This window comes from Pseudomonas caspiana, assembly GCF_002158995.1.
Taxonomy (GTDB): Bacteria; Pseudomonadota; Gammaproteobacteria; order Pseudomonadales; family Pseudomonadaceae; genus Aquipseudomonas; species Aquipseudomonas caspiana.
Genome location: NZ_LOHF01000007.1, coordinates 153,280 through 174,318, shown reverse-complemented (window position 1 = coordinate 174,318; position 21,039 = coordinate 153,280). Strand labels below are relative to the sequence as shown.

Genomic DNA, 21,039 nt, shown 5'->3' with positions numbered 1-21,039 from the left:
TGCCTCGCGGTGCTCGTGAGCTCCTACGGGAACAGGTTTAAACGGGAAGTTTGTATTTGTTTAAAAGGGGTCAACAGCAGGATCAAATTGCCCTGAACCGTAGCTCCAGAATCCCAGGCAACACCCCACGACATAACACCCTGCACAACAATAAATAAGCGGAGGAGTTTATGAAGGACGCACTCACGGCGGACGCTGGCGCACTCGATGCCGGGCCCGCGAAAAAAGCCAAATCCTATCGTCTTGCCGGTGCCGCGAGCATGGCGGGCACGACCATCGAGTGGTACGACTTTTTCCTGTACGGCACGGCTGCCGCGCTGATCTTCAACAAAATCTTTTTCCCTGCACTGGACCCGATCACCGGCGTTCTGGCGGCATTTGCCACCTACGCTGTGGGTTTTCTCGGGCGGCCGCTGGGCGGGATCATTTTTGGGCATTTCGGCGACCGCATCGGGCGCAAGTCCATGCTGCTGATGACCCTGATGATGATGGGGATTCCGACCATCATCATTGGCCTGATCCCCACCTATGAACAGATCGGCTATTGGGCGGCGCTGATTCTGGTGGTCATGCGTTTTCTGCAAGGCATGGCCGTAGGTGGCGAGTGGGGCGGTGCCGTGTTGATGGCCGTCGAACATGCACCCGAAGGCAAAAAAGGCTTTTACGGCAGCCTGCCGCAAACCGGTGTGGGCGCAGGCCTCGTGTTGGCAACACTGGCCATGGGAATGGTCGCCAAACTGCCCGAAGAGGACATGCTCAGTTGGGGCTGGCGGCTGCCGTTCATTGCCAGCATCGTGCTGCTCGGCGTGGGCTGGCTGATTCGCCTGAAAGTGCCGGAATCGCCGGATTTCGAAAAGCTCAAGAAAGACAAAATCGCAGTCAAGGTGCCGTTGCTCAAGGTGCTGCGTGAACACCCACGGGAAACCCTGACGATCATTGGCGCGCGCACTGCCGAGAACGCCTGGTTCTACATGTCGGTGACCTTCGCCCTGGCCTACGCCGCCAATCAACTGCAGATCCCCCGTGCCGACGTCCTCAACGCGATTACTGCGGGTGCAGCGCTGTCACTGATCACCATGCCGTTCTGCGGCTACCTCTCGGACAAGGTCGGCCAGCGTCGTTTGTACTTCGCTGGCTTGCTACTGCTGTGCGCGTTCGCCTACCCGTTCTTCGCCATGCTCGGCACCCGCGAACCGCTGTTGGTCTGGTGGGCGATGGTGCTGGCGGTGGGCGTGGTGTTCCCGATTCTGTATGCGCCGGAATCACTGCTGTTCGCCCGACAGTTCCCGGCAGAAATCCGCTACAGCGGTATCTCGGTGTCGGTGCAATTGGCGGGGGTATTGGGCGGTGGCTTTGCGCCAATGATCGCTACAAAACTACTGGCTTACGCCGACGGCAGCCCGCATTACGTGATCGTTTATCTGGTGGGTATGGGCGTTGTGGCGTTGGTCTGCACGGCGCTGATGAAGCGTGATCCGCCCCGGATCAAGGCGTCCTGACTGAGAGCTGAATAATTGTTTGATTAGGAGATTTCGATGAACGCTTCCCCGAACAACAAGGACAACACCGTGGATCGAGTCAAGCTGCTGATCGATGGCGAATGGGTTGAATCGCAAAGCACCGAATGGCACGACATCATCAACCCGGCGACCCAGCAAGTGCTCGCTCAGGTGCCGTTTGCCACATCCGGTGAAGTCGATGCCGCCGTGGCCGCCGCGCAGAAGGCTTTTCAGACCTGGCGCCATACACCAATCGGTGCGCGGATGCGCATCATGCTCAAGCTGCAGGCGTTGATTCGTGAACACTCGTCGCGCATTGCAGCAGTGCTCAGCGCCGAACAGGGCAAGACTATCGCGGATGCCGAGGGCGATATCTTTCGCGGTCTGGAAGTGGTGGAACACGCCTGTTCCATTGGCAGCCTGCAAATGGGCGAGTTCTCCGAGAACGTTGCGGGGGGCGTCGATACCTATACCTTGCGTCAGCCCTTGGGTGTCTGCGCAGGCATCACACCGTTCAACTTCCCGGCAATGATCCCGTTATGGATGTTCCCGATGGCCATTGCCTGCGGTAATACCTTCGTGCTCAAGCCTTCCGAGCAGGACCCGATGTCGACCATGTTGCTGGTTGAACTGGCCGTTGAGGCGGGCGTTCCGCCGGGCGTGCTCAACGTGGTGCATGGCGGTAAAGAGGTCGTGGATGCCATTTGCACCCACAAGGACATCAAAGCCGTGTCCTTTGTTGGCTCTACCGCCGTCGGCACTCACGTCTACAACCTGGCCGGTCAACACGGTAAACGCGTGCAGTCGATGATGGGCGCCAAAAACCATGCGGTGGTGCTGCCCGATGCCAATCGTCAGCAAACCCTGAATGCCTTGGTCGGTGCCGGTTTCGGCGCTGCGGGTCAACGTTGCATGGCCACTTCAGTGGTCGTACTGGTCGGTGCCGCGAAGCAGTGGCTGCCGGACCTCAAAGCGCTGGCGCAGCAGCTCAAGGTCAATGCCGGCAGCGAAGCGGGCACCGATGTCGGGCCAGTAATTTCCAGGCGCGCCAAACAGCGGATTCTGGACCTGATCGAAAGCGGCGTGCGCGAAGGCGCGAAGCTGGAACTGGATGGTCGGGACATCAAGGTGCCGGGTTTTGAAGATGGCAACTTTGTCGGGCCGACACTGTTCTCCGGCGTCACCACTGACATGCAGATCTACACTCAGGAAATCTTCGGGCCTGTATTGGTGGTGCTGGAAGTCGACACCCTCGATCAAGCCATCGCGCTGGTCAATGCCAATCCGTTTGGCAACGGCACCGGCCTGTTCACCCAGAGCGGTGCGGCGGCGCGCAAGTTTCAGAGTGAAATCGACGTCGGGCAGGTGGGGATCAACATCCCGATTCCAGTGCCCGTGCCGTTCTTCAGCTTCACCGGTTCACGCGGCTCCAAACTCGGCGACCTCGGCCCGTACGGCAAACAAGTGGTGCAGTTCTACACACAGACCAAGACCGTCGCCAGTCGCTGGTTTGATGACGACAGCGTTAATGACGGGGTGAATACCACCATAAGTTTGAAATAGTGCTGACAGGGCATCGCGGTGCTGCTGACACAACTCAATCCCTGTGGGAGCTGGGCTTGCCCGCGATGCATAAGACGCGGCCAGACGACATACCGCGTTATCGTTTATCGCAAGCAAGCTCAGCTCCCACAAGAGATTGCGGTGAGTTTGATACACAAGGAGAACAACAATGAAAATCGCCTTCATCGGTCTGGGTAACATGGGCGCGCCGATGGCCCGTAATCTGCTCAAGGCCGGGCATCATCTGCATCTGTTCGACCTCAACACCACTATCCTCAATGAGCTGGCTGCATTGGGCGGGCGCATCAGTGAGTCGCCCAGGCATGCGGCTCAGGGCGCTGAACTGATCATTACCATGCTGCCCGCCGCCGCTCACGTGCGCAGCGTTTACCTGGGGGATGACGGCGTGCTCGCAGGCATCGGCTCCGGCGTCCCGGCGGTGGATTGCAGCACCATCGACCCGCAAACCATTCGTGACGTTGCAGCTGTCGCGGCGAAGCAAGGCGTGAGCCTCGGTGATGCGCCGGTTTCGGGCGGCACCGGTGGTGCGCAAGCAGGCACTCTGACGTTCATGGTGGGTGCCAGCGACAAGCATTTCGAAACGCTTAAACCGGTGCTGGCGCAGATGGGCAAGAACATCGTCCACTGCGGGGACATCGGCACCGGGCAGATCGCCAAAATCTGCAACAACATGCTGCTGGGGATCACCATGATCGGCGTCGCAGAAGCCATGGCGCTGGGAGACACGTTGGGCATCGACACCGAAGTGCTGGCGAAAATCATCAACACCTCGACCGGTCGCTGCTGGAGTTCAGAGATCTACAACCCATGGCCTGGCATCGTCGACACCGCGCCTGCTTCGCGAGGTTATACCGGCGGTTTTGGTGCAGAACTGATGCTCAAGGATCTGGGCCTGGCAACCGAAGCGGCGCGCGTCGCCCATCAACCGGTGATCCTCGGCGCGGTGGCGCAACAGCTCTATCAAGCGATGAGCTTGCGCGGCGAGGGCGGCAAGGATTTCTCGGCGATTGTTGAGGGGTATCGCAAGAAGGTATGAAACTGATGCAATTCAATGTGGGAGCAGAGCTTGCTCGCGATAAGGTTGGACGCGGTTCATTTTAGATCGAGTCAACCTTATCGCGAGCAAGCTCTGCTCCCACAGATGGTTGCATCCCAGCCCTAGATCGTTAAGCGCAGCATGGTTCGCCTCAAGGCGCGCGCAACAAATCCAGCATCTCCTGCAGATCATTAATGTGCTGCAGATTCAAACACAGTTCGCCCAAGTGTTCGGCCTGTATGGCGGGCAAGGCGCGGGTGGCCAGCGAGCTGTATTTCGCCCACAGTTCGCCATCGCCGATGGGGTTCAGCGGGCCACCCAGCGGGGTTTTGATTTGCAGGGTGGCGCTGCGTCCATCTTCGCTGACGAGGGTGACATGCGGTTCGTCCAACGGCGCAAGCGATGCGTCGACGTGCATCTGGATCTTCTGCATAAAACCCGACACGGCGGGTGATGTGCGCTTTTTCTCTTCGTACGCATCCAGCCCCGCGTGGCCCAGCAAGCAGCGTACGGCCAAGGCATAGGGCAAGCTCATCTGGGCAGCGGCCAGTGTCTGCGTGTCGATCCCCGCGCACATGTCTACCAGAAAGGCGCTGGCATTGACCTGGATGGAGGCGATTTGATCGGCGTTGATCTGCATCTCGCTCAGCAACTGGCCAATGGCATCGATGGCCGAGTGGGTGCCACGGCATGCCGCATACGGTTTTATCGAGCAGCGAGCCAGCTTCCAGACCACGCCGAGATCTTCGGTTAGCGCCTGAGGTTGTGCCGTGTCGCGAGCGAGTGTGCGCAGGAATCCGCCCCACACGTCGTCGAATACCTGTGTCGGCCCGGTGATGCCTTCACGCGCCAGCAACGCCGCCAGCACACCGCCTTCGGCCGGGCGTCCGGCGTGGAGTTTTTTGCTGTCAGCACCGTCGTGGATAAACGCCCACAAACCGCCACTCATGCTCGCCGCCAAGCCCAGCGCCGAGCCGGTCTGTTGCTCGTCCAGGTTGAGCAAGCGAGCGCAGGCCGCCGCTGCGCCGAATACGCCGCAGGTCCCGGTTGAATGCCAGCCTGCTTCGTTGTGTGGGGAATACCCGCCACAGGCTTCCAGTACCCGGCGCGCCACGTCGTAACCGAGCACCATGGCGGTGAGTAATTCCTGGCCGTCGGGCATTGGCTCGCACAAGGGCAGTATTGCCAGCATGGCCGGAACCACGACCGCGCCGGAGTGATCGCAGCCACCGGAATCATCCAGCTCCAGTGCATGCGCCGCAATGCCATTGATCAACGCTGCGTTGCGCGCCGACAAGCCGTAATCTGCGCCCCAGATCACCGACGCACCTTCTGCCTCGCTGGCATTCATCGCTCGCAACGCATTCTGGGTCAGTGGTGCTTGCGACCCGGCTAGCGCCGCGCCTAGTGTGTCGAGCAGATGCTGCTTGGCTTTGACGACCAAAGATTCGGGCAGCTCATCGAATGACGTGCGGCAGATGAATTGGCTGAGGGTTGCGACGGCGTTGGTCATAAAGAGAGGCTCATAAGTGCACGTTACCGCGATTTGGGTCGGCTCGGGTGCCATGACACCGCGCTGTCGCGAAGCAAACACTGGGACTGTAGGAGTGAGCTTGCTCGCGATTCGGTTTTTTGGTCGGCGAATTTATCGCCTGAATTGACGCTATCGCGAGCAAGCTCACTCCTACAGGTTCGATATGTGCCGATGTAAATCTCAGGCGTTCTGGACTTTGTTGTGCCGCTCAAACACCGCAGCCGGGTGATCTTCCGGCACCTTGCTGTGATTCCCACTCCACCAGTCCGCGACTTCCTCAGCCGTGGCGAACCACACGTCCGGTTGCGCCTTGAGCCAGGTCAGCAGCTCCAGCAGCAGACCACTGCGGCCCACGGTGCCGAGGGTTTCGGGATGCAGGCGCAGCACATAGCACAGGCCGAAACGGTGGAAGCCGTTGAAGTCATGCTGCCAGTTTTTCAACACCTCGGAGCTGGAGCCAATTCGCGCCTGGCTGACCGGCACGGCAGGCGCGAGATTGAAGGCGAAGTACGGCTCATCCTCCAGCTCACAGTGCAGCGGCAGCTCAACCAACGGTGCCGAATCAATCTGCGTCGCCGGGTGTAAGTAAGGCAGGTCATCGCCGGACCACGACGAAGACCACGCGATACCTTCTGCACGCAAGGCATCAACAAAGCCTGGGGCATAACTGCCCGCGGGCGCTCGAAAGCCGCTGGGGCGCTGACCGGTCATTTCGGCAATCACCTGGCAGCCTTGTTTCAGAGACGCGTGTTGCCCAGCTAAATCCAGTGTTGAAAAGTCTTCATGGCGATAGCCCGCGCAGGCGATTTCGTGGCCTGCGGCATGAATGGCCTGAATCACTTGCGGGTTCTCTTCGGCAACAATGCCGGGGATGCACCAGGTCGATGGCAGATTCTGATCAGCCAGAATCTCCAGCACCCGCTGCACGCCGCGTGTGGTGCCGTAACGCCAGACCGACAGGCTTTTATCGCGCCCGGCAATCGCCGGGACCTGAGTCAGAATGCCGTGAATGTCGTTGTAATCAAAAGTGATGACTACCGCGCAACGGTAAGGCGCGGGCCAGACAGACCTGGATTCAGTCATGGCGATGCTCCTTGAGCCAGAAGTTGGCGACGTCGTTGCAGGTCGCAAACCAGACGTCCGGATGACTGTGCATGTGCTCCAGAAAACCCTCCAGAATCCCGATGCGTCCCGGCTTGCCGCTGATCTTGGGATGGAACAGCGTGGTCATGCACAGACCTTCGCGATAGGTGCCGTCGAACTCGCGACACCAGTTGTCCAGCGTCTGGTCATAACTGGCGATGCGGTCCAGCCCGGCCGGGTAATTCGGTGCGCGGGTGTAGGCCAGCGAGGCGTAGTCATCCAGTTCCCAGCGGCCGGGGATTTCCACCAGTCCGTTTGGCTGGCCGGGGACTTCGATGAAGTAGGGGCGGTCATCGCCGCGCATGCTGCTGGAGTAGGTCACGCCGCAGTCCATGAGCAAGGCGGGTGTTTCGCTGTGCCAGTCGCCCGAAGGCGTGCGGAAACCCGTGGCAGTGATGCCCAGGTAACGCTTGAAAATGTCGGCGCTGATCTTCATGACCTCGCGCTGGGCTTGCAGGTCCAGGGCGAAAAACGATTCATGACGATAGCCGTGATATGCCACTTCGTGGCCGTGTTCGATGATTGCCTGACACTGTTTTGGCCAGTTCTCCACGACCCAGGCCGGGACAAAAAACGTCGCCGGTGTCGCGTGGGCTTTGAGCATGTCCAGCAAGCGTGGCAATGCGCGATAGGGGCCGTAGCCGCCGAAGGTGAAGTATTCCGGTTTCTGCCAGATCGAGCCGTCGAGCATGGCGGCACCGGTCGGGCCGTCCAGATCGAAGGCCAGGGCGACACTGGCGCGGGCGTTGTTCGGCCAGCGCAGATCGTTAGAGGCAAACATGGGGAGTCTCCGCCAGTGTGAATATCACTCGCCCGGTCCCTGGGCGAGTGCAAGCCTGCTTACTTGGCGCCGTTCAAGACAGCTTGTTCGACTGCGCCGTTTTTGAGCTGCCACTTGCCCAGGATCTGCTCGTAAGTACCGTCTTTGATCATGTCGTTGAGGGTCGCGATGATCGCTGTGCTCAACTCGGCGTTGTGTTTGGCGACGCCCAGACCGGTCAATTGACGAGACAATGGCTCACCGATCACCTTGAATACACCAGGCTCCTGGCCCTGAATGTACGGCAGGGTTTCGCTGCCTTGCACGGCGGCGTCCAGACGCGACTGGCGCAGTTGCGCACGGGCATCGGCGCTGCCTTCGGTGCCAACCACAGTGATCGCCGGTTTGCCGATGGCAACGCAGTTCACTTCACTCCACTTGGCGATTTCCACCGGGAATGTCGTACGGCGGCTGGTGCCGATTTTCTTGCCGCACATGTCCGCGGTGGTTTTCAAATCCTTCTGGGATTCGAGGGTGTAGAACTGCGGGCCGGTGCTGAAGTAATCAACGAAATCCACGGTCTGCTGGCGCTCAGGCGTATCGGTCATGCCCGACAGCACGATGTCGATACGGTTGGTTGCCAGGCCGCTGACCATTTGTTCGAAAGCGGTTTCCTGCCACTTGATCTCGACACCCAGACGCTTGGCGATTTCGGTGCCCAGGTCGTAATCGACGCCGGTCAGTTTGCCGGTGGCCGGATCCTTGAAGTCCATCGGCGGATAGTTCGGGGCGATGCCGGCGGTAATGTAGCCCTTGTCCTTGATGGATTTTGGCAACACGTGAGTGTCGGCTGCCCAGCTCGAAACCGAAATCAGAGCGGACAGTACGGCGGTAGCGGTAAGCGCGAAAGTTTTCAAATCGGACATCCTCAGCAAGGGTTTGAGTTCAGTTCAAAACGGCAGCGATAAAATCCTGGGTGCGTGGGTTGCGCGGGTTCATCAGCACGTCTTCCGGTGCACCCGTCTCTATGATTTGCCCCGCATCCATAAACACCACGCGGTTAGCCACTTCACGGGCAAAGCCCAGTTCGTGAGTGACCACGATCATGGTCATGCCGCTTTTGGCCAGGTCACGCATGACCGAGAGCACTTCACCGACCAGCTCGGGGTCGAGGGCCGAAGTCGGCTCATCGAACAGCATCAGTTTGGGACGCATGGCTAATGCGCGAGCGATGGCGACACGTTGTTGCTGACCACCCGAAAGCTCGATGGGATACGCATTGGCCTTGGCTTCCAGGCCTACTCGCTTGAGCAGTTCCATGGCCAGTTCCCGACAATCTTCGATGGGCTGGCGCAACACCTGCGAGGGCCCTTCAATGATGTTTTCCAGTACCGTCATGTGTGCGAACAGGTTGAATCGCTGGAACACCATGCCGGTCTTGAGCCGCTGCTTTGCGATCTGTACGTCGCTCAGCTCAACCAGTTTGTGGCCGTCGGTACGGAAACCGAGAATTTCTTCATCCACCCACAAGCCGCCTGCGTCGACCTTTTCCAGCTGGTTGATGCAACGCAGCAGGGTGCTTTTGCCGGACCCCGACGGGCCGATGATGCACAGCACTTCGCCGTGGGGGATTTCCAGATTCACGTTCTTGAGCGCCTGGAAGTCGCCGAAGAACTTGTTGACGTCTACTGCTTTGACGATGTTCAACATGGTTGCGCCTCCTGAGGCTCAGTTACGTTTGCCAGCGCCGCGGGCGAAGCGTTTTTCCAGTCGGCTCTGACCAAACGTCAGGATGGTCACGACCGCCAGATACCAGATGCCGGCCACGATCAGCAGCTCCATGACGCGGGCGTTGGCGTAGTAAATGTTCTGTGCGTTGTGCAGCAGTTCCGAGTACTGAATGACGCTGGCCAGGCTGGTCATTTTCACCATGCCGATGAACTCGTTGCTGACCGGCGGGATGATGATGCGCATGGCCTGCGGCAGGATGATGCGGCGCAGTGCTTGCAGACGCGGCATGCCGATGGACTTGGCGGCTTCGTACTGACCGCTGTCCACTGAGAGCAGACCGGCACGCACCACTTCGGCGGTGTAGGCGCCCTGATTAATACCAAGCCCCAGCAGTGCAGCGGCAAACGGCGTGATCACTTCAACGGTCTTGAACTCGAACAGACCGGGGATGCCCAGTGTCGGGAAGATCAGCGCCAGGTTGAACCACAGCAGCAATTGCAGGATCAGCGGCGTACCGCGAAACAGCCAGGTGTAACCTTGCGCCACATAGCGCAACAGCGGGTTCTGCGACATGCGCATCACCGCCACGATCACCCCGAGCACTACGCCCAGCGCCATCGCCAGGATCGACATGATGATGGTGTTCAACAGGCCGAACATGATCGATTCGGCGGTCAGAAACTGCCGTACGAAACCCCATTCGATATTGCCGTTGATAAAGGCGTGAACCAGCCCGATCAACAGCACCACGATCAGCGTCGCGGCGGCATAACGACCGTAGTAACGACGTGGCACAACCTTGTAGGTCGAGATGTCGTACTTGGCCGCGAGTGAAGCGCGCTCGGCGCTGGCTGAAGCTTGAGGCTTTGACATGGAATACTCTCCGTTGAATCAGCCGCGTGGACCCGCGTAGTCGAGTGCCCATTTTTCCTGTGCGACCAGTTGCTGCTTGAAGCGCTCGATCTGCTCGGCCACCCGTACCGGCGAAGTACCACCCCAACCGCTGCGTGCGGCCAATGCTGCTTCCAGCGTCAGTGCGTCTAGCACTTGCGGCGTAAGGCGCGAATCAGTCGCAGCCAGTTGTTGGGTGGTGAGTTCTTCCAGGCCGATATTGTTCTCTTCGCAGAGCTGCACCAGCTTGCCGGTGATCTCGTGCGCCTCTTTGAAAGGCACGCCGCGCACGGCCAGCCAGTCAGCCACTTCGGTGGCGAGGGTGAAGCCCAGCGGTGCCTGACGCAGCAATTCGTCAGCACGCACTTTCATGGTCTGGACCATGCCCGCGAAGGCAGGCAGCACCAGATGCACGGTTTCCAGGCTGTCGAGAATCGCGTGTTTGTCTTCGCTCAAATCGCGGTTGTAAGACAGCGGCTGAGCCTTGAGCACGGCCAGAATGCCGGTCAGGCTGCCGATCAATCGGCCTGATTTACCACGGGCCAGTTCGGCGATATCCGGGTTTTTCTTCTGCGGCATGATCGAGCTGCCGGTGGCGTAACCGTCGTCCAGTTCGACCCAGCGGAACTGACGGGATGTCCACAGGCAGAACTCTTCGGCCAGTCGCGAAATGTTGATGCCCAGCATGCTGCTGCAGAACAGGAATTCAGCAACATGGTCGCGGCTGGCAACGGCGTCGATGGAGTTTTCGCACGGGCCGCTGTAACCCATTTCGGCGGCTGAACGTTGCGGGTCGCGAGCGATGGCTGAACCTGCCAGTGCGGCTGCGCCCAGTGGCGACAGGTTGAAACGTGTGTCCCAGTCCTGCAGGCGCTGGATGTCACGGTGAATCGCCTGGGCATGGGCCATCAGGTGGTGAGCAAACACAATCGGCTGCGCCTGTTGCAGGTGCGTGAAGCCCGGCGCGATGGTGTTGATGTGTTGCTCGGCTTGCGAGACCAGTGCCTTCTGCAATTCGAGAATCGCCAGGGTCATGACCCGCACCTGATCACGCAGGAACAGCCGCATGTCATTGGCCGACTGGTCGTTGCGTGAACGGCCTGCGCGCAGTTTGCCGCCCAGTGTGCCGAGGCGTTCAGTCAGCAGGCGCTCGATGAAAGTGTGCACGTCTTCATCGGCAGCGATTGGCTCGATGCTGCCTGCGGCGAAGTCCACATCAATGGTGCGCAAGGCTTCAATGATGCGTGCGGTTTCGTCGGCATCCAGCAGGCCGGCACGGTTCAATTCGTTGGCATGTGCCTTGGAGCCTGCGATGTCGTACGGCGTCAGGCGAAAGTAGGCGCGCGGCGAGCGGGACAGGTTGGCCATGGCTTCAGCAGGGCCGGTCTTGAAACGTGCGCCCCAAAGGCGATCAGTGGCGTCAGACATGTAAATTCTCCGTTGGCACGTTGATTGCTCCACCCTGAACAACAGCGTGTTGTGCGATATGAACTGCGATGTGAAGATCGCAGGGCGAGCAAGGAATAAGTGGTCTTACACTTAACGTTGAATCGATCAATGGAGAGGGATGCTAGAAAAAACCAACGCGCGGGGAAATGTTTTAAATGGCAAGTCAACTTACTGAAACTGGAAACCTGCCAAAAAGAAGTGGTGAAGCGGCGATGTCAATGGCCAGCGCCATGGACTTGAAACTCTTCAAGGTTTTTAGGGCAGTGGTTGAAGCGGGGGGATTTACCGCAGCACAGGTAGAACTGAATATCAGCCTGGCGGCAATCAGTAAGCAGATATCGGATCTTGAAATTCGACTGGGCATGCGCCTATGTACGCGAGGGCGGGAAAAGTTCTGCCTGACCGAACAAGGCAAGATCATTTACGACGCCAGTCTTGACCTGTTCATGGCGCTGGATAACTTTCGTGACCGCCTCGGTAATGTGCGTGGCGAGTTGCTCGGCGATTTGAACATCGCCGTCATCGATAACACCGTTTCAGACCCTGATTCGCCCTTGGTTGATGCCCTGAAAGCCCTGCAAATAAAGGCCCCCAAGGCAAAGGTGCGGCTCAATGTGGCGCCTTTGGATGAGATCGAACAAGGTATTCTCAAAGGCCGTTTTGCAGTAGGCATCGTACCCGTTTACAGCGGTAAAGATGAATTTCAAGTCATGCCGCTGTACGACGAAGTGTCAGAGCTTTACTGCTCGAACAGCCATCCATTTTTTGCCATGAACGATGAAAGTGTCGATGAGAAGTGCCTGGCAGAAGCCGAATTTGTCGAGCACGCTTATGCCGTTCATGCGGGTAAGTCGACATTGATGAGTCAGCGTGAAGTGACTGCCGTGGCCACTCAGGTTGAAGCCGTGGCGATCATGATAAAGACCGGCCGTTATCTGGGCTACTTGCCGGTTCATTGGGCCAGAAGTTATGTCGAGCGCGGCGAGATGCGCTCTATAAAGAGGCAGAAATTTGCCATAGCCACACCGGTGAAACTGTTGTACAAACAGCAGGTTCCACGCAACCCTTTATTGGATGTTTTCCTCGAGATAATGCAGGAAAGTTCCACTGCTAATAACCAGAGCAAATAAGTAATCAACTAATGCGCGCTACCGGTGCATGTTACGGAAGTACCCGGTCAGCGTGCACCGGAACGGAACATTAAGGCGCAGACTGCCCGTCAGTGGTGGTTTCGCGCAAGCGCTGAAGGAACACCGATTCGGCTTTGGTCAGGCGTTGCTCCACATTCCATAGCAGGTTGATATCCACCGAACCCACGCCTTCCTCAGGCGGCAAGCGCCACAAACGGCCAGCCGCTAATTCGCCTTGGCAGATGTGTTGCGGCAGGCATGCGATGCCGAAGCCTGCCAGCACCAGACGCAAGACTTCCTGGGTATTGGCAGACGAGGCGACGATTTGTCCGGTGAGTTTATGCAGGTCGCGAAACTCGGCCAGCGACGACAGCGTGCCGCCCAGCAAATCCCCGGTGAAAATAATCAGCTGCTCGTTGCGCAGGTCGGCGAGGCTTAAATCTTTACGTCCATATAAAGGGTGCTCGTCGCTGCAATAGAAAGCGTAGTGCTCTTGAGTCAGGCATTGCTGGCCGAGCCAGGCGGGAGCGGTGCGGTTGACTGCCAGGCCGAAGCTGGCGGTTTTCTGAGACAGCGAACTGAGGATTGCGTCGCTGGATTGCACGTCGATTTCCAGGGTGATGCCGGGATAGTCACGGTGCAGTTGCGAAAGAAATTTATCGTAGGCCGGGCAGCGAATGCCGCTCACCGTCAGCATTCGCACCTTGCCCACCACCTGATCGCTGCTGCGTTCGAGAGCTGCGTCCAGTTGCGTGAAATGGCTCTGCACTTCCGCCGCTACGCGCAGTGTTTCAATGCCCGACTGGGTCAACAGAAAACGCGGCCCACGGCGTTCGATCAGCGCTGCGCCAAGCTGCTCTTCAAGACGTTTGATTGCCTGGCTGACGGCGGGCTGGGACAGGTGCAGGCGTGCGGCGGCGCGACTGATACTCAGCTCCTGCGCGACCACTTGAAAGGTACGCAACAGATTCCAGTCCAGTCGCTCGCCCAACGGTCGCGAAGAGGGGCGGGGAATGGCTACCGGGCTAGTCGATTGAGTCACTGCACAGCCTTTATTGGTGAAAAAAATAATGAATATAAGCAATGGCGAATTGAACTGCTTTGCCCTTTGCTCTTAAAAAGGCTGCACAAATTGCGCCATGACCTTTTGATGGAACCCATGATGTCCGCTTCCTCCAGCCACGATCAGCTACCGCCGCACATGCCCGAGACCGAACGCAAAGCACGCTGCGAACTCGCCGCGCTCTACCGTTTGCTGGCTCACTACCGCATGACTGACCTGATCGATACGCATATTTCCCTGCGGCTGCCGGGCGACAGCGGCCACTTTCTGATCAACCGCTATGGCACGCTGTTCGAGCGCATGAGCGCCAGCACGTTGGTGAAGATTGATAGCGAGGGTAACGTCGTCGACGAGTTTTATCCCGAGCACCGCGTCAACCGTGCGGGCTTCGTGATCCATTCTGCGATTCATGCGGCGCGCCCCGATGCGCATTGTGTGATTCATACCCATACGGCGGCCGGTATGGCAGTGGCGGCGCAACGCGCAGGTTTGCTGCCGTTGAGTCAGCACGCGCTGAAGTTCTACAACCGCCTGAGTTATCACACCTATGAAGGCATCGCGTTGGACCTCGCCGAGCGCGCGCGTCTAGTGGCCGATCTGGGCAATACCAACGCGATGATTCTGCGCAATCACGGCCTGCTGGTCGCCGGCGGTTCGGCGGCCGAAGCGTTCTCGAATATCTACTTCCTGGAGCGCGCCTGTCAGGCGCAGGTCCAGGCGCTGGCCGGTGGAGTCGAACTCGTACAACCCGCCCCGCAAGTCTGTGAGCACACCGCACAACAGTTCGAAGCCGACGACAGCGACGGGATTACCGAACTGGCTTGGGAAGCGGCCTTGGAACTGATCGCCAGCCAGCGTAACGAGTACTGCTCATGAAGCCTCTGGTGTTGCTTGGAACGGGTGGTGGATTGGGCCGTGTTCGTGAAAATCTGCTGGCGCTGGATTCGTCGCTGACGATTCTGCGGCCCGGCGAAGCTGGTGCGCAGGACGCCGACGTTGCACTCTGTTGGAACCCTTCACCGGGTGATTTGGGGATGTTCCCCAACTTGCGTCTGATTCACTCGATTGCTGCCGGTGCTGACCAGATCTTCAAGGATCCGAGTCGGCCCGCGCATGTTCCGGTCTGCCGAATTATCGATCCAGACCATCGGCTGGGCATGATCGAATACGTGTTGTGGGGTGTTCTGCACTACCACCGTGGCTTTGATCAGATGCTGCAAAATCAGGCCCGCGTGGTTTGGCATCGCCCCGGGCAACAACCTGCCAAACAAACCCGGGTGGGCGTTATGGGGCTCGGGGAGTTGGGACGCGCCGTTGCGGTGCAACTGGCCGGGCTGGGTTTCGATACACGTGGCTGGGCACGTCGTGCGCAGCAGGTTGAAGGGGTTAAAACCTTTCAATTGGCTGAATTCAATGAGTTTTTGCAGGATTTGGACATCTTGGTCTGTTTATTGCCTCTTACCACGGAGACAGTCGGCATTCTGAATAGCGAGACCTTCGCGCCCATGACGAAAGGCTCGGTGATCATCAACTGCGGTCGTGGCGAACACCTGCGCCGTGACGACTTGTTAGCCGCGCTGGACAGCGGTCAATTGCGTGGCGCTTTGCTGGATGTATTCGAGCAGGAACCTTTACCCACGGACGACTCATTCTGGCGCCATCCGCAGATATGCGTGACGCCGCACATTGCTTCATCCGCTTCCTACGAAGTGATAGCTGAACAGATTCTGGGAAACCTGAAGCGCCTTGATGCGGATTTACCCTTGGCGAATCAGGTGAACCCGGAACAGGGCTACTAGGGAGAGTAGTAACAAACCAGACCTGGAGTGGGGGGCTTCCTGGGGAGAGGAAGCCGGGGTCTGGTTGTTAGTGTGTCGTTAGAAGCTGCTATCCAAATAAGAAATGCCATCGCGTATGTATTGGCAAAAGAAACATCCCTTCTGAATCTGCCAATAAATATCCGCTCGCCCAACGAAGGCAGGCGGATGCGATAACCAACGGAGCAGCAGTAATGAATGTTTGCAAACTAAGTGTCATTGCCCTGGCAGTGGCAGCGGGATCTGTGCAGCCGGTTTTTGCTGATTCGCAGGCAGACGCTACGGGTTTTCTGGAAGGCGCCAAGTTGAACGTCAAGGCGCGCAACATGTACATGAACCGTGATAACCGCGTTGAAGGTGCTGCGCAAAGCTATGGCGAAGAGTGGGCGCAGGGCTTCATCGGCAGCTTCGAATCCGGTTTCACCCAAGGCACTGTAGGTTTCGGTCTTGACGCTATCGGCCTTTACGGCCTGAAGCTGGACACGGGGCGCGGTCGTGACGGTTATGGCGTTAACCTGCTTGAACAGGATTCTGACGGTGCTAAGGACGGTTACGGTTATGCAGGCGCAGCGGTCAAAATGCGCGTGTCGAAAACGGTACTGAAATTCGGCGACCAGTACGTCAACAACCCGGTCTTCGCAACTTCTGACAGCCGCTTGCTGCCGGAAACCGCTCAAGGCTTGTTGGTCACCAGCAACGAAATCGACAACCTGACCCTGCAAGGCGGTCACTTCACTGCGTTGAGAAACCGCAACCAGAGCGACCATGACAGTGCGGGTCTGGATGTCATCAATTTTGGTGGCGGTTTGTACAAGTTCAACAAGAACCTGTCGGCCAGTGCGTACTACTCCAACGTTGAAGACGTATGGCGCAAATACTACGGCAGCCTGACTTACGCTTTGGCGTTGTCACCACAGGACGTGGTGAAGTTTGACCTCAACGGTTATGACACCAAAAGCATCGGCGAGGAAAAGAATGGTATTTACGACAGCACCATCTGGAGTCTGACGGCGTCCTACACCCTCGGCGCTCACACCTTCCTGGTCGGTCGTCAGGTGGTCAATGGCACCAACAACTACGACTACGGTATTGACGGTAACAGCACCATCTTTGTCGGCAACTCGGTTCAGTACTCTGACTTCAACCACGAGAACGAGAAGTCTTGGCAGGCGCGTTACGACTTGAACATGGCGACCTACGGTGTTCCAGGTCTGAGCTTCATGACGCGTTACGTCATGGGCTCTGACGCTACCAGCGGAACCCGAGACAATATCAACGCTTGGGAGCGTGATATCGAAGCCAAGTACGTCGTTCAGTCTGGCCCGGCCAAGGATCTGAGCTTCCGCGTGCGTAACGCGACCTATCGCAGCGGTGCTTCGGACTACAACACAAAAGTCGACGACACGCGTCTGATCATTGAGTACCCGATCAGCATCCTGTAAGCCGTTTCGACCCCATCGAAATGTAGCCCGCCCCGGTTTCATCCCCCGGGGCGGGCTTTTTTATGGGCTCAATTTCACGTGTTCAATGCGCGGTAGTCACGGCCGCTTTTGATCAGCGCATCAATGCTTGTCACGGGCGGCGTCCAGCCGAGCAATCGACGCGCCTTATCCGAGTCGACCACCAGTGAAGCACATAGCGTCGAATACATCGGCCCCTTACCTAACAACCTGGCTCCGTGACGCAACAACGACTCAGGCACCGGCACTAACCGGGCTGTGGAACCCATTCCATTCGCCAGGTGCGTCACCATTTGTGCAGTCGACATGTCAGCGCCGTCGGACACCAGAAAGAGCTCGTTGGCCGCCGTCGGGTGCTCGATGCATAGCGCGATGAAGTCCACCAGATTCTCCAGGGCAATCATGCTGCGCCGGTTATGGATGGCGGCAAACGGCATGGGGACGCCCGAGCGAACCCAGTCCATCAAACGCGAGAAATTCCTCGGTGCGTGGCCTGCGTACACCAACGGTGGACGGATTATTACCAGCTCCATGGCGGTGCCCTGCAAAAGCTTTTGCAACGCTTGTTCAGCCTCAAGTTTGGACCGTGCGTAGTCATCCGACGGAGCGGGCAGGGACATTTCGTTGAATGGTACGTGGTGAGTGGTCGAGCCATTGACGCCGACCGAACTGATGAAAATGAAACGCCGAGTACCTGCAGATAACGCCTGCCGCGCCAAGGCCAGGGTGCCTTCGACGTTGGTGCTTCTGAGTGCGTTCAGCGAACTGCCGCGGGTAGCGAGATGGGCTGCAACATGGATGACGACATCGACACCTTGCAGAGCGGCGGACCAGTCGGTCGTTGCGGTGGATGTGCCTACCTGAATGAGGGGCGCGATTGACGGCTCCGGACTTTGCTGACGGGTCGAACCTGTCACTTGGTATTCAGGCACGGTGGTCAGCCTCTGCAGCAGCCCTTTGCCGATAAAACCGGTTGCGCCTGTGACGAGAATTTTCATGGCCTTCCTGACTGTCATTAACAATTGCTGCAAGCAGGATAGTCGGCGGATTGGTTAATGCTGACGGTTGAAGGAAAAAGACACGATTGTGCCTGCTACAAAGGCCTGTAGGCACGCGCGAGCACCGCGAGGCCGCGATTGCGGTGTCTCAGACAGGCCGCCATCGCGGCCTCGCAGTGCTCGTGCGCTCCTACAGATCCAGTGTTTTCCGTGGGGCAGCACCTTCTGCCTGAAGTGCACTTCAATTCGGGGCCTGTTCGCCTTTCATACTCAACGCTGCCAGCAGCACTGCCGCATACCCCGGCAACGCATCAAAATCCACCGCACACAGAAGCGATTGCCGGTCGGCCCACGCGTCGCTTAATGGCACGCTGCTGAAGTTGCGCAGCCCTTGCCAGCGCTCGATCGCTGCTTGCGGCACGATGCTCAATCCCGCGCCATGGCTGACCATTCGGATCGCTGAGTCAAAACCTTCAGCCCGTACCCTGATGCGCAGTCGTTTACCGATATGCAGCGCCTGTGCTTCCAGGTGCAGGGCCAGAGCACTGTCGACCGACAGGCCGACGAAGTCGTAATCCAGCGCCTGATTGAAATGCACTTGTGTCTCGCGGGCCAATGGATGATCCGGCGGCATGATCAGGCTCAGTGGGTCTGCCCGAAACGGTCGGGTCTGTAGATCACTGGCGTCGACGGCATCGGTAATAACGCCAATGTCGGCGGCGCCGTGGCGCAGCGCCTGGAGGATGCGCAGGCTGGGTTGTTCTTCGACATCGATGTCGATGTTCGGATGATTGACCAGAAAGTCTGCGAGTAGCTCCGGTAGATGTTCGCTCAGGGTCGAGCTGTTGCAGAGCAGGCGTACCTGACCCTTAAAGCCTTTGGCGTAATCGGCCAGATCAAATTGCATGCGCTCGACCTGTTGCAGAATCAGCCGTGCGTGCTGCGCCAGCGCCTTGCCCACTGGCGTGGGCGTCACTCCACGACGACCGCGCTCCAGCAGTGGAATATTCAGCGAGGTTTCAAGCCCGCGAATGCGCGCGCTCGCCGAGGCCAGCGACAGATGACTGCGCGCCGCACCGGCGGTGATGTTGCCGCTTTCCAGCACATTCAGAAACAGGCGTAGATCAATCAGATCGAAGTGCATGTGGGTTTTTTCCAGTGTGCGCGGTCAGATGCCCAGCGCCGCCCCTGTAGGAGTGAGCTTGCTCGCGATAGCGGTCTGCCAGTCACATATCTTGTGACTGACAAGATGCTATCGCGAGCAAGCTCACTCCTACAGGTTCGTTGGTTGCCAGAAGACAGCGCGGGGCTGAAGCACTATCAGAACAGCCTCCGGTTCTGCCTAAGGCTGGCTCAGTATATGGCGAATTTTCCAATACGGCCTTTGCTGCCAATATAACGCCATGAACGACATTATCGACCACTATCAAATACTAGGCTGGGCCCTATCAATACTGGTGATGGCGGCTTTTCTACTCGCCGGAACCGTGAAGGGCGTGATCGGCCTTGGCTTGCCGACCGTGGCCATGGGATTGCTCGGGATGGCTATGCTTCCGACGCAGGCTGCCGCGTTGCTGATCATTCCGTCGACCGTGACCAATGTCTGGCAACTGATGACTGGCGGTCATCTGACACTGCTGCTCAAGCGGCTTTGGCCCATGTTGCTGATGATCGCTTCAGGCACGGTCTTGGGGTCCATGGTCATTGGCATCAGCAGCGGTCCATTGATGACCCGGGCGTTAGGCGCGGCCTTGTCGCTTTATGCCTTGAGTGGTCTTTTTTTACCGACCCTGCGTATTGCGCCACGTCATGAAGTCTGGCTTGGCCCGACATGTGGTTTTGTCACCGGCGTGATCACCTCGGCCACCGGGGTATTTGTGATCCCGGCGGTGCCTTACTTGCAAGCATTGGGGCTGGAGCGTGACGCGCTGGTGCAGGCGTTGGGTCTGTCGTTCACGGTTTCCACGCTGGCGTTGGCCGGTGGTCTGTTCTGGAATGGCGCACTGGGCGGCGGCGAGCTGGGCGCTTCGGTTCTGGCGTTGATCCCTGCGCTGCTGGGTATGTGGTTCGGGCAGTGGCTGCGTCAACGGATCAGTGCGAAGGTTTTCAAGGGCGTGTTCTTTATCGGCATGGGGGCGTTGGGCTTACATCTCTTGCTCGGCTAGCGGTTTCAATAATGAGAGGCTTATTCGTGCTTCTGGGTCAAAAGTCATTTGACCTTGTCGGCCTTATTCTGACCAGCCCCAGCCTGTATCTTTCGCCCATCAAATTTAATGAACCTCCCTTTTACTTGATGGGGTAACACATGAAAAAAATTCTGTTATTGAACGGCGGCAAACAATTCGCTCACTCCGATGGCCGTTACAACGCCACCCTGCATGAAGCGGCGGTGGCTTACCTGGATCGCTCCGGGTTCGACGTCAAAGAGACCTTTATCGACGGCGGTTACAACATCATCGATGAAGTGCAGAAGTACCTGTGGGCGGACGTGATCATCTATCAGATGCCAGGCTGGTGGATGGGCGCGCCGTGGACCGTCAAGAAGTACATCGACGAAGTCTTCACCGAAGGCCACGGTTCGCTGTACGCCAACGACGGCCGTACCCGTTCCGATGCGTCGCAGAAATACGGCAGTGGAGGCTTGCTCAAGGGCAAGCAGTACATGATTTCCGCCACCTGGAACGCGCCACGGCAAGCGTTCGAAGATCCGACTGATTTCTTTGAAGGCAAGGGTGTGGATGCGGTGTATTTCCCGTTCCACAAAGCCAACGAGTTCCTCGACATGACCGCCTTGCCGACTTTCCTGGCGGTGGATGTCATGAAGATGCCGAATATCGAGAACGACGTGAAGCGTTACGAAGCGCACTTGGCGCAGGTGTTTGGGGTGTAAAACTGACCTTAGAGTTGCGCAACCCCTTGTGGGAGTGGTGCTTGCCCGCGATAA

Annotated in this window: 19 protein-coding genes; 9 read left to right on the top strand and 10 right to left on the bottom strand. The window is 58.2% G+C overall.

Annotation, left to right across the window (positions count from 1 at the left end):
• The first annotated feature begins 170 nt into the window (after positions 1-170).
• The 3 genes from AUC60_RS11075 to mmsB all read left to right on the top strand — a co-directional run bounded on the left by AUC60_RS11075 (position 171) and on the right by mmsB (position 4,119).
• The gene (locus tag AUC60_RS11075; RefSeq protein WP_087266668.1) at positions 171-1,499 is read left to right on the top strand and encodes an MFS transporter; all 1,329 of its coding nucleotides are present in this window, start codon (positions 171-173) and stop codon (positions 1,497-1,499) included.
• A gap of 36 nt (positions 1,500-1,535) precedes the next feature.
• On the top strand, positions 1,536-3,062 hold the full coding sequence (locus AUC60_RS11070; RefSeq protein ID WP_087266666.1) for a CoA-acylating methylmalonate-semialdehyde dehydrogenase: 1,527 nt from the start codon (positions 1,536-1,538) through the stop codon (positions 3,060-3,062).
• A 169-nt stretch (positions 3,063-3,231) separates the two neighbouring features.
• Complete coding sequence (gene mmsB / locus AUC60_RS11065; protein WP_087266663.1) at positions 3,232-4,119, top strand: 3-hydroxyisobutyrate dehydrogenase; 888 nt, start codon at positions 3,232-3,234, stop codon at positions 4,117-4,119.
• A gap of 151 nt (positions 4,120-4,270) precedes the next feature.
• Here mmsB and AUC60_RS11060 read toward each other — a convergent pair whose 3' ends face one another.
• The 7 genes from AUC60_RS11060 to argH all read right to left on the bottom strand — a co-directional run bounded on the left by AUC60_RS11060 (position 4,271) and on the right by argH (position 11,606).
• Positions 4,271-5,632, bottom strand: a complete 1,362-nt coding sequence (locus AUC60_RS11060; protein WP_087266661.1) for an MmgE/PrpD family protein — start codon at positions 5,630-5,632, stop codon at positions 4,271-4,273.
• Positions 5,633-5,833: 201 nt separating this feature from the next.
• Positions 5,834-6,736 carry a polysaccharide deacetylase family protein gene (locus AUC60_RS11055; protein WP_087266659.1) on the bottom strand — a complete coding sequence of 301 codons (903 nt, stop codon included), beginning with the start codon at positions 6,734-6,736 and terminating at the stop codon, positions 5,834-5,836.
• Positions 6,729-7,577 carry a polysaccharide deacetylase family protein gene (locus tag AUC60_RS11050; protein ID WP_087266658.1) on the bottom strand — a complete coding sequence of 283 codons (849 nt, stop codon included), beginning with the start codon at positions 7,575-7,577 and terminating at the stop codon, positions 6,729-6,731. Before AUC60_RS11050 ends, AUC60_RS11055 begins: the two co-directional genes overlap by 8 nt.
• Positions 7,578-7,636: 59 nt before the next feature.
• Positions 7,637-8,473, bottom strand: coding sequence for an ABC transporter substrate-binding protein (locus AUC60_RS11045; protein ID WP_027901630.1), 837 nt, complete (start codon positions 8,471-8,473; stop codon positions 7,637-7,639).
• Between the two features lie 28 nt (positions 8,474-8,501).
• Entirely contained in the window at positions 8,502-9,266 is a 765-nt protein-coding gene (locus AUC60_RS11040) for an amino acid ABC transporter ATP-binding protein (RefSeq protein WP_087266654.1), read from the bottom strand.
• A gap of 18 nt (positions 9,267-9,284) precedes the next feature.
• Complete coding sequence (locus tag AUC60_RS11035) at positions 9,285-10,160, bottom strand: amino acid ABC transporter permease (RefSeq protein WP_087266652.1); 876 nt, start codon at positions 10,158-10,160, stop codon at positions 9,285-9,287.
• A gap of 18 nt (positions 10,161-10,178) precedes the next feature.
• The gene (gene argH, locus AUC60_RS11030) at positions 10,179-11,606 is read right to left on the bottom strand and encodes an argininosuccinate lyase (RefSeq protein WP_087266650.1); all 1,428 of its coding nucleotides are present in this window, start codon (positions 11,604-11,606) and stop codon (positions 10,179-10,181) included.
• A gap of 233 nt (positions 11,607-11,839) precedes the next feature.
• Here argH and AUC60_RS11025 point away from each other — a divergent pair, with 233 nt between their 5' ends.
• Entirely contained in the window at positions 11,840-12,757 is a 918-nt protein-coding gene (locus AUC60_RS11025) for a LysR family transcriptional regulator (RefSeq protein WP_238599556.1), read from the top strand.
• Positions 12,758-12,827: 70 nt separating this feature from the next.
• On the opposite strand, the gene AUC60_RS11020 is transcribed toward AUC60_RS11025, so the two are convergent.
• Entirely contained in the window at positions 12,828-13,799 is a 972-nt protein-coding gene (locus tag AUC60_RS11020) for a LysR family transcriptional regulator (protein WP_087266645.1), read from the bottom strand.
• A gap of 120 nt (positions 13,800-13,919) precedes the next feature.
• On the opposite strand from AUC60_RS11020, the gene AUC60_RS11015 reads away from it, so the two are divergent.
• The 3 genes from AUC60_RS11015 (at position 13,920) to AUC60_RS11005 (ending at position 17,079) form a co-directional block, all read left to right on the top strand.
• A complete protein-coding gene (locus tag AUC60_RS11015; RefSeq protein WP_274521392.1) occupies positions 13,920-14,696 on the top strand; it encodes a class II aldolase/adducin family protein in 777 nt (258 codons plus the stop codon).
• Entirely contained in the window at positions 14,693-15,619 is a 927-nt protein-coding gene (locus tag AUC60_RS11010; protein WP_087266641.1) for a 2-hydroxyacid dehydrogenase, read from the top strand. The genes AUC60_RS11015 and AUC60_RS11010 overlap by 4 nt, the downstream gene beginning before the upstream one ends.
• Before the next feature lie 212 nt (positions 15,620-15,831).
• On the top strand, positions 15,832-17,079 hold the full coding sequence (locus tag AUC60_RS11005) for an OprD family porin (RefSeq protein ID WP_087266639.1): 1,248 nt from the start codon (positions 15,832-15,834) through the stop codon (positions 17,077-17,079).
• A gap of 74 nt (positions 17,080-17,153) precedes the next feature.
• Here the strand turns inward: AUC60_RS11005 and AUC60_RS11000 are convergent, their stop codons facing one another.
• Together AUC60_RS11000 and AUC60_RS10995 are read right to left on the bottom strand one after the other, a co-directional pair.
• On the bottom strand, positions 17,154-18,095 hold the full coding sequence (locus tag AUC60_RS11000) for an NAD-dependent epimerase/dehydratase family protein (protein WP_087266637.1): 942 nt from the start codon (positions 18,093-18,095) through the stop codon (positions 17,154-17,156).
• Positions 18,096-18,336: 241 nt separating this feature from the next.
• Positions 18,337-19,239, bottom strand: a complete 903-nt coding sequence (locus tag AUC60_RS10995; protein WP_087266635.1) for a LysR substrate-binding domain-containing protein — start codon at positions 19,237-19,239, stop codon at positions 18,337-18,339.
• Positions 19,240-19,498: 259 nt separating this feature from the next.
• On the opposite strand from AUC60_RS10995, the gene AUC60_RS10990 reads away from it, so the two are divergent.
• Together AUC60_RS10990 and mdaB are read left to right on the top strand one after the other, a co-directional pair.
• The gene (locus tag AUC60_RS10990) at positions 19,499-20,260 is read left to right on the top strand and encodes a sulfite exporter TauE/SafE family protein (protein ID WP_087266633.1); all 762 of its coding nucleotides are present in this window, start codon (positions 19,499-19,501) and stop codon (positions 20,258-20,260) included.
• Positions 20,261-20,400: 140 nt separating this feature from the next.
• Positions 20,401-20,985, top strand: a complete 585-nt coding sequence (gene mdaB, locus AUC60_RS10985) for an NADPH:quinone oxidoreductase MdaB (RefSeq protein WP_087266631.1) — start codon at positions 20,401-20,403, stop codon at positions 20,983-20,985.
• Positions 20,986-21,039: the final 54 nt, after the last annotated feature.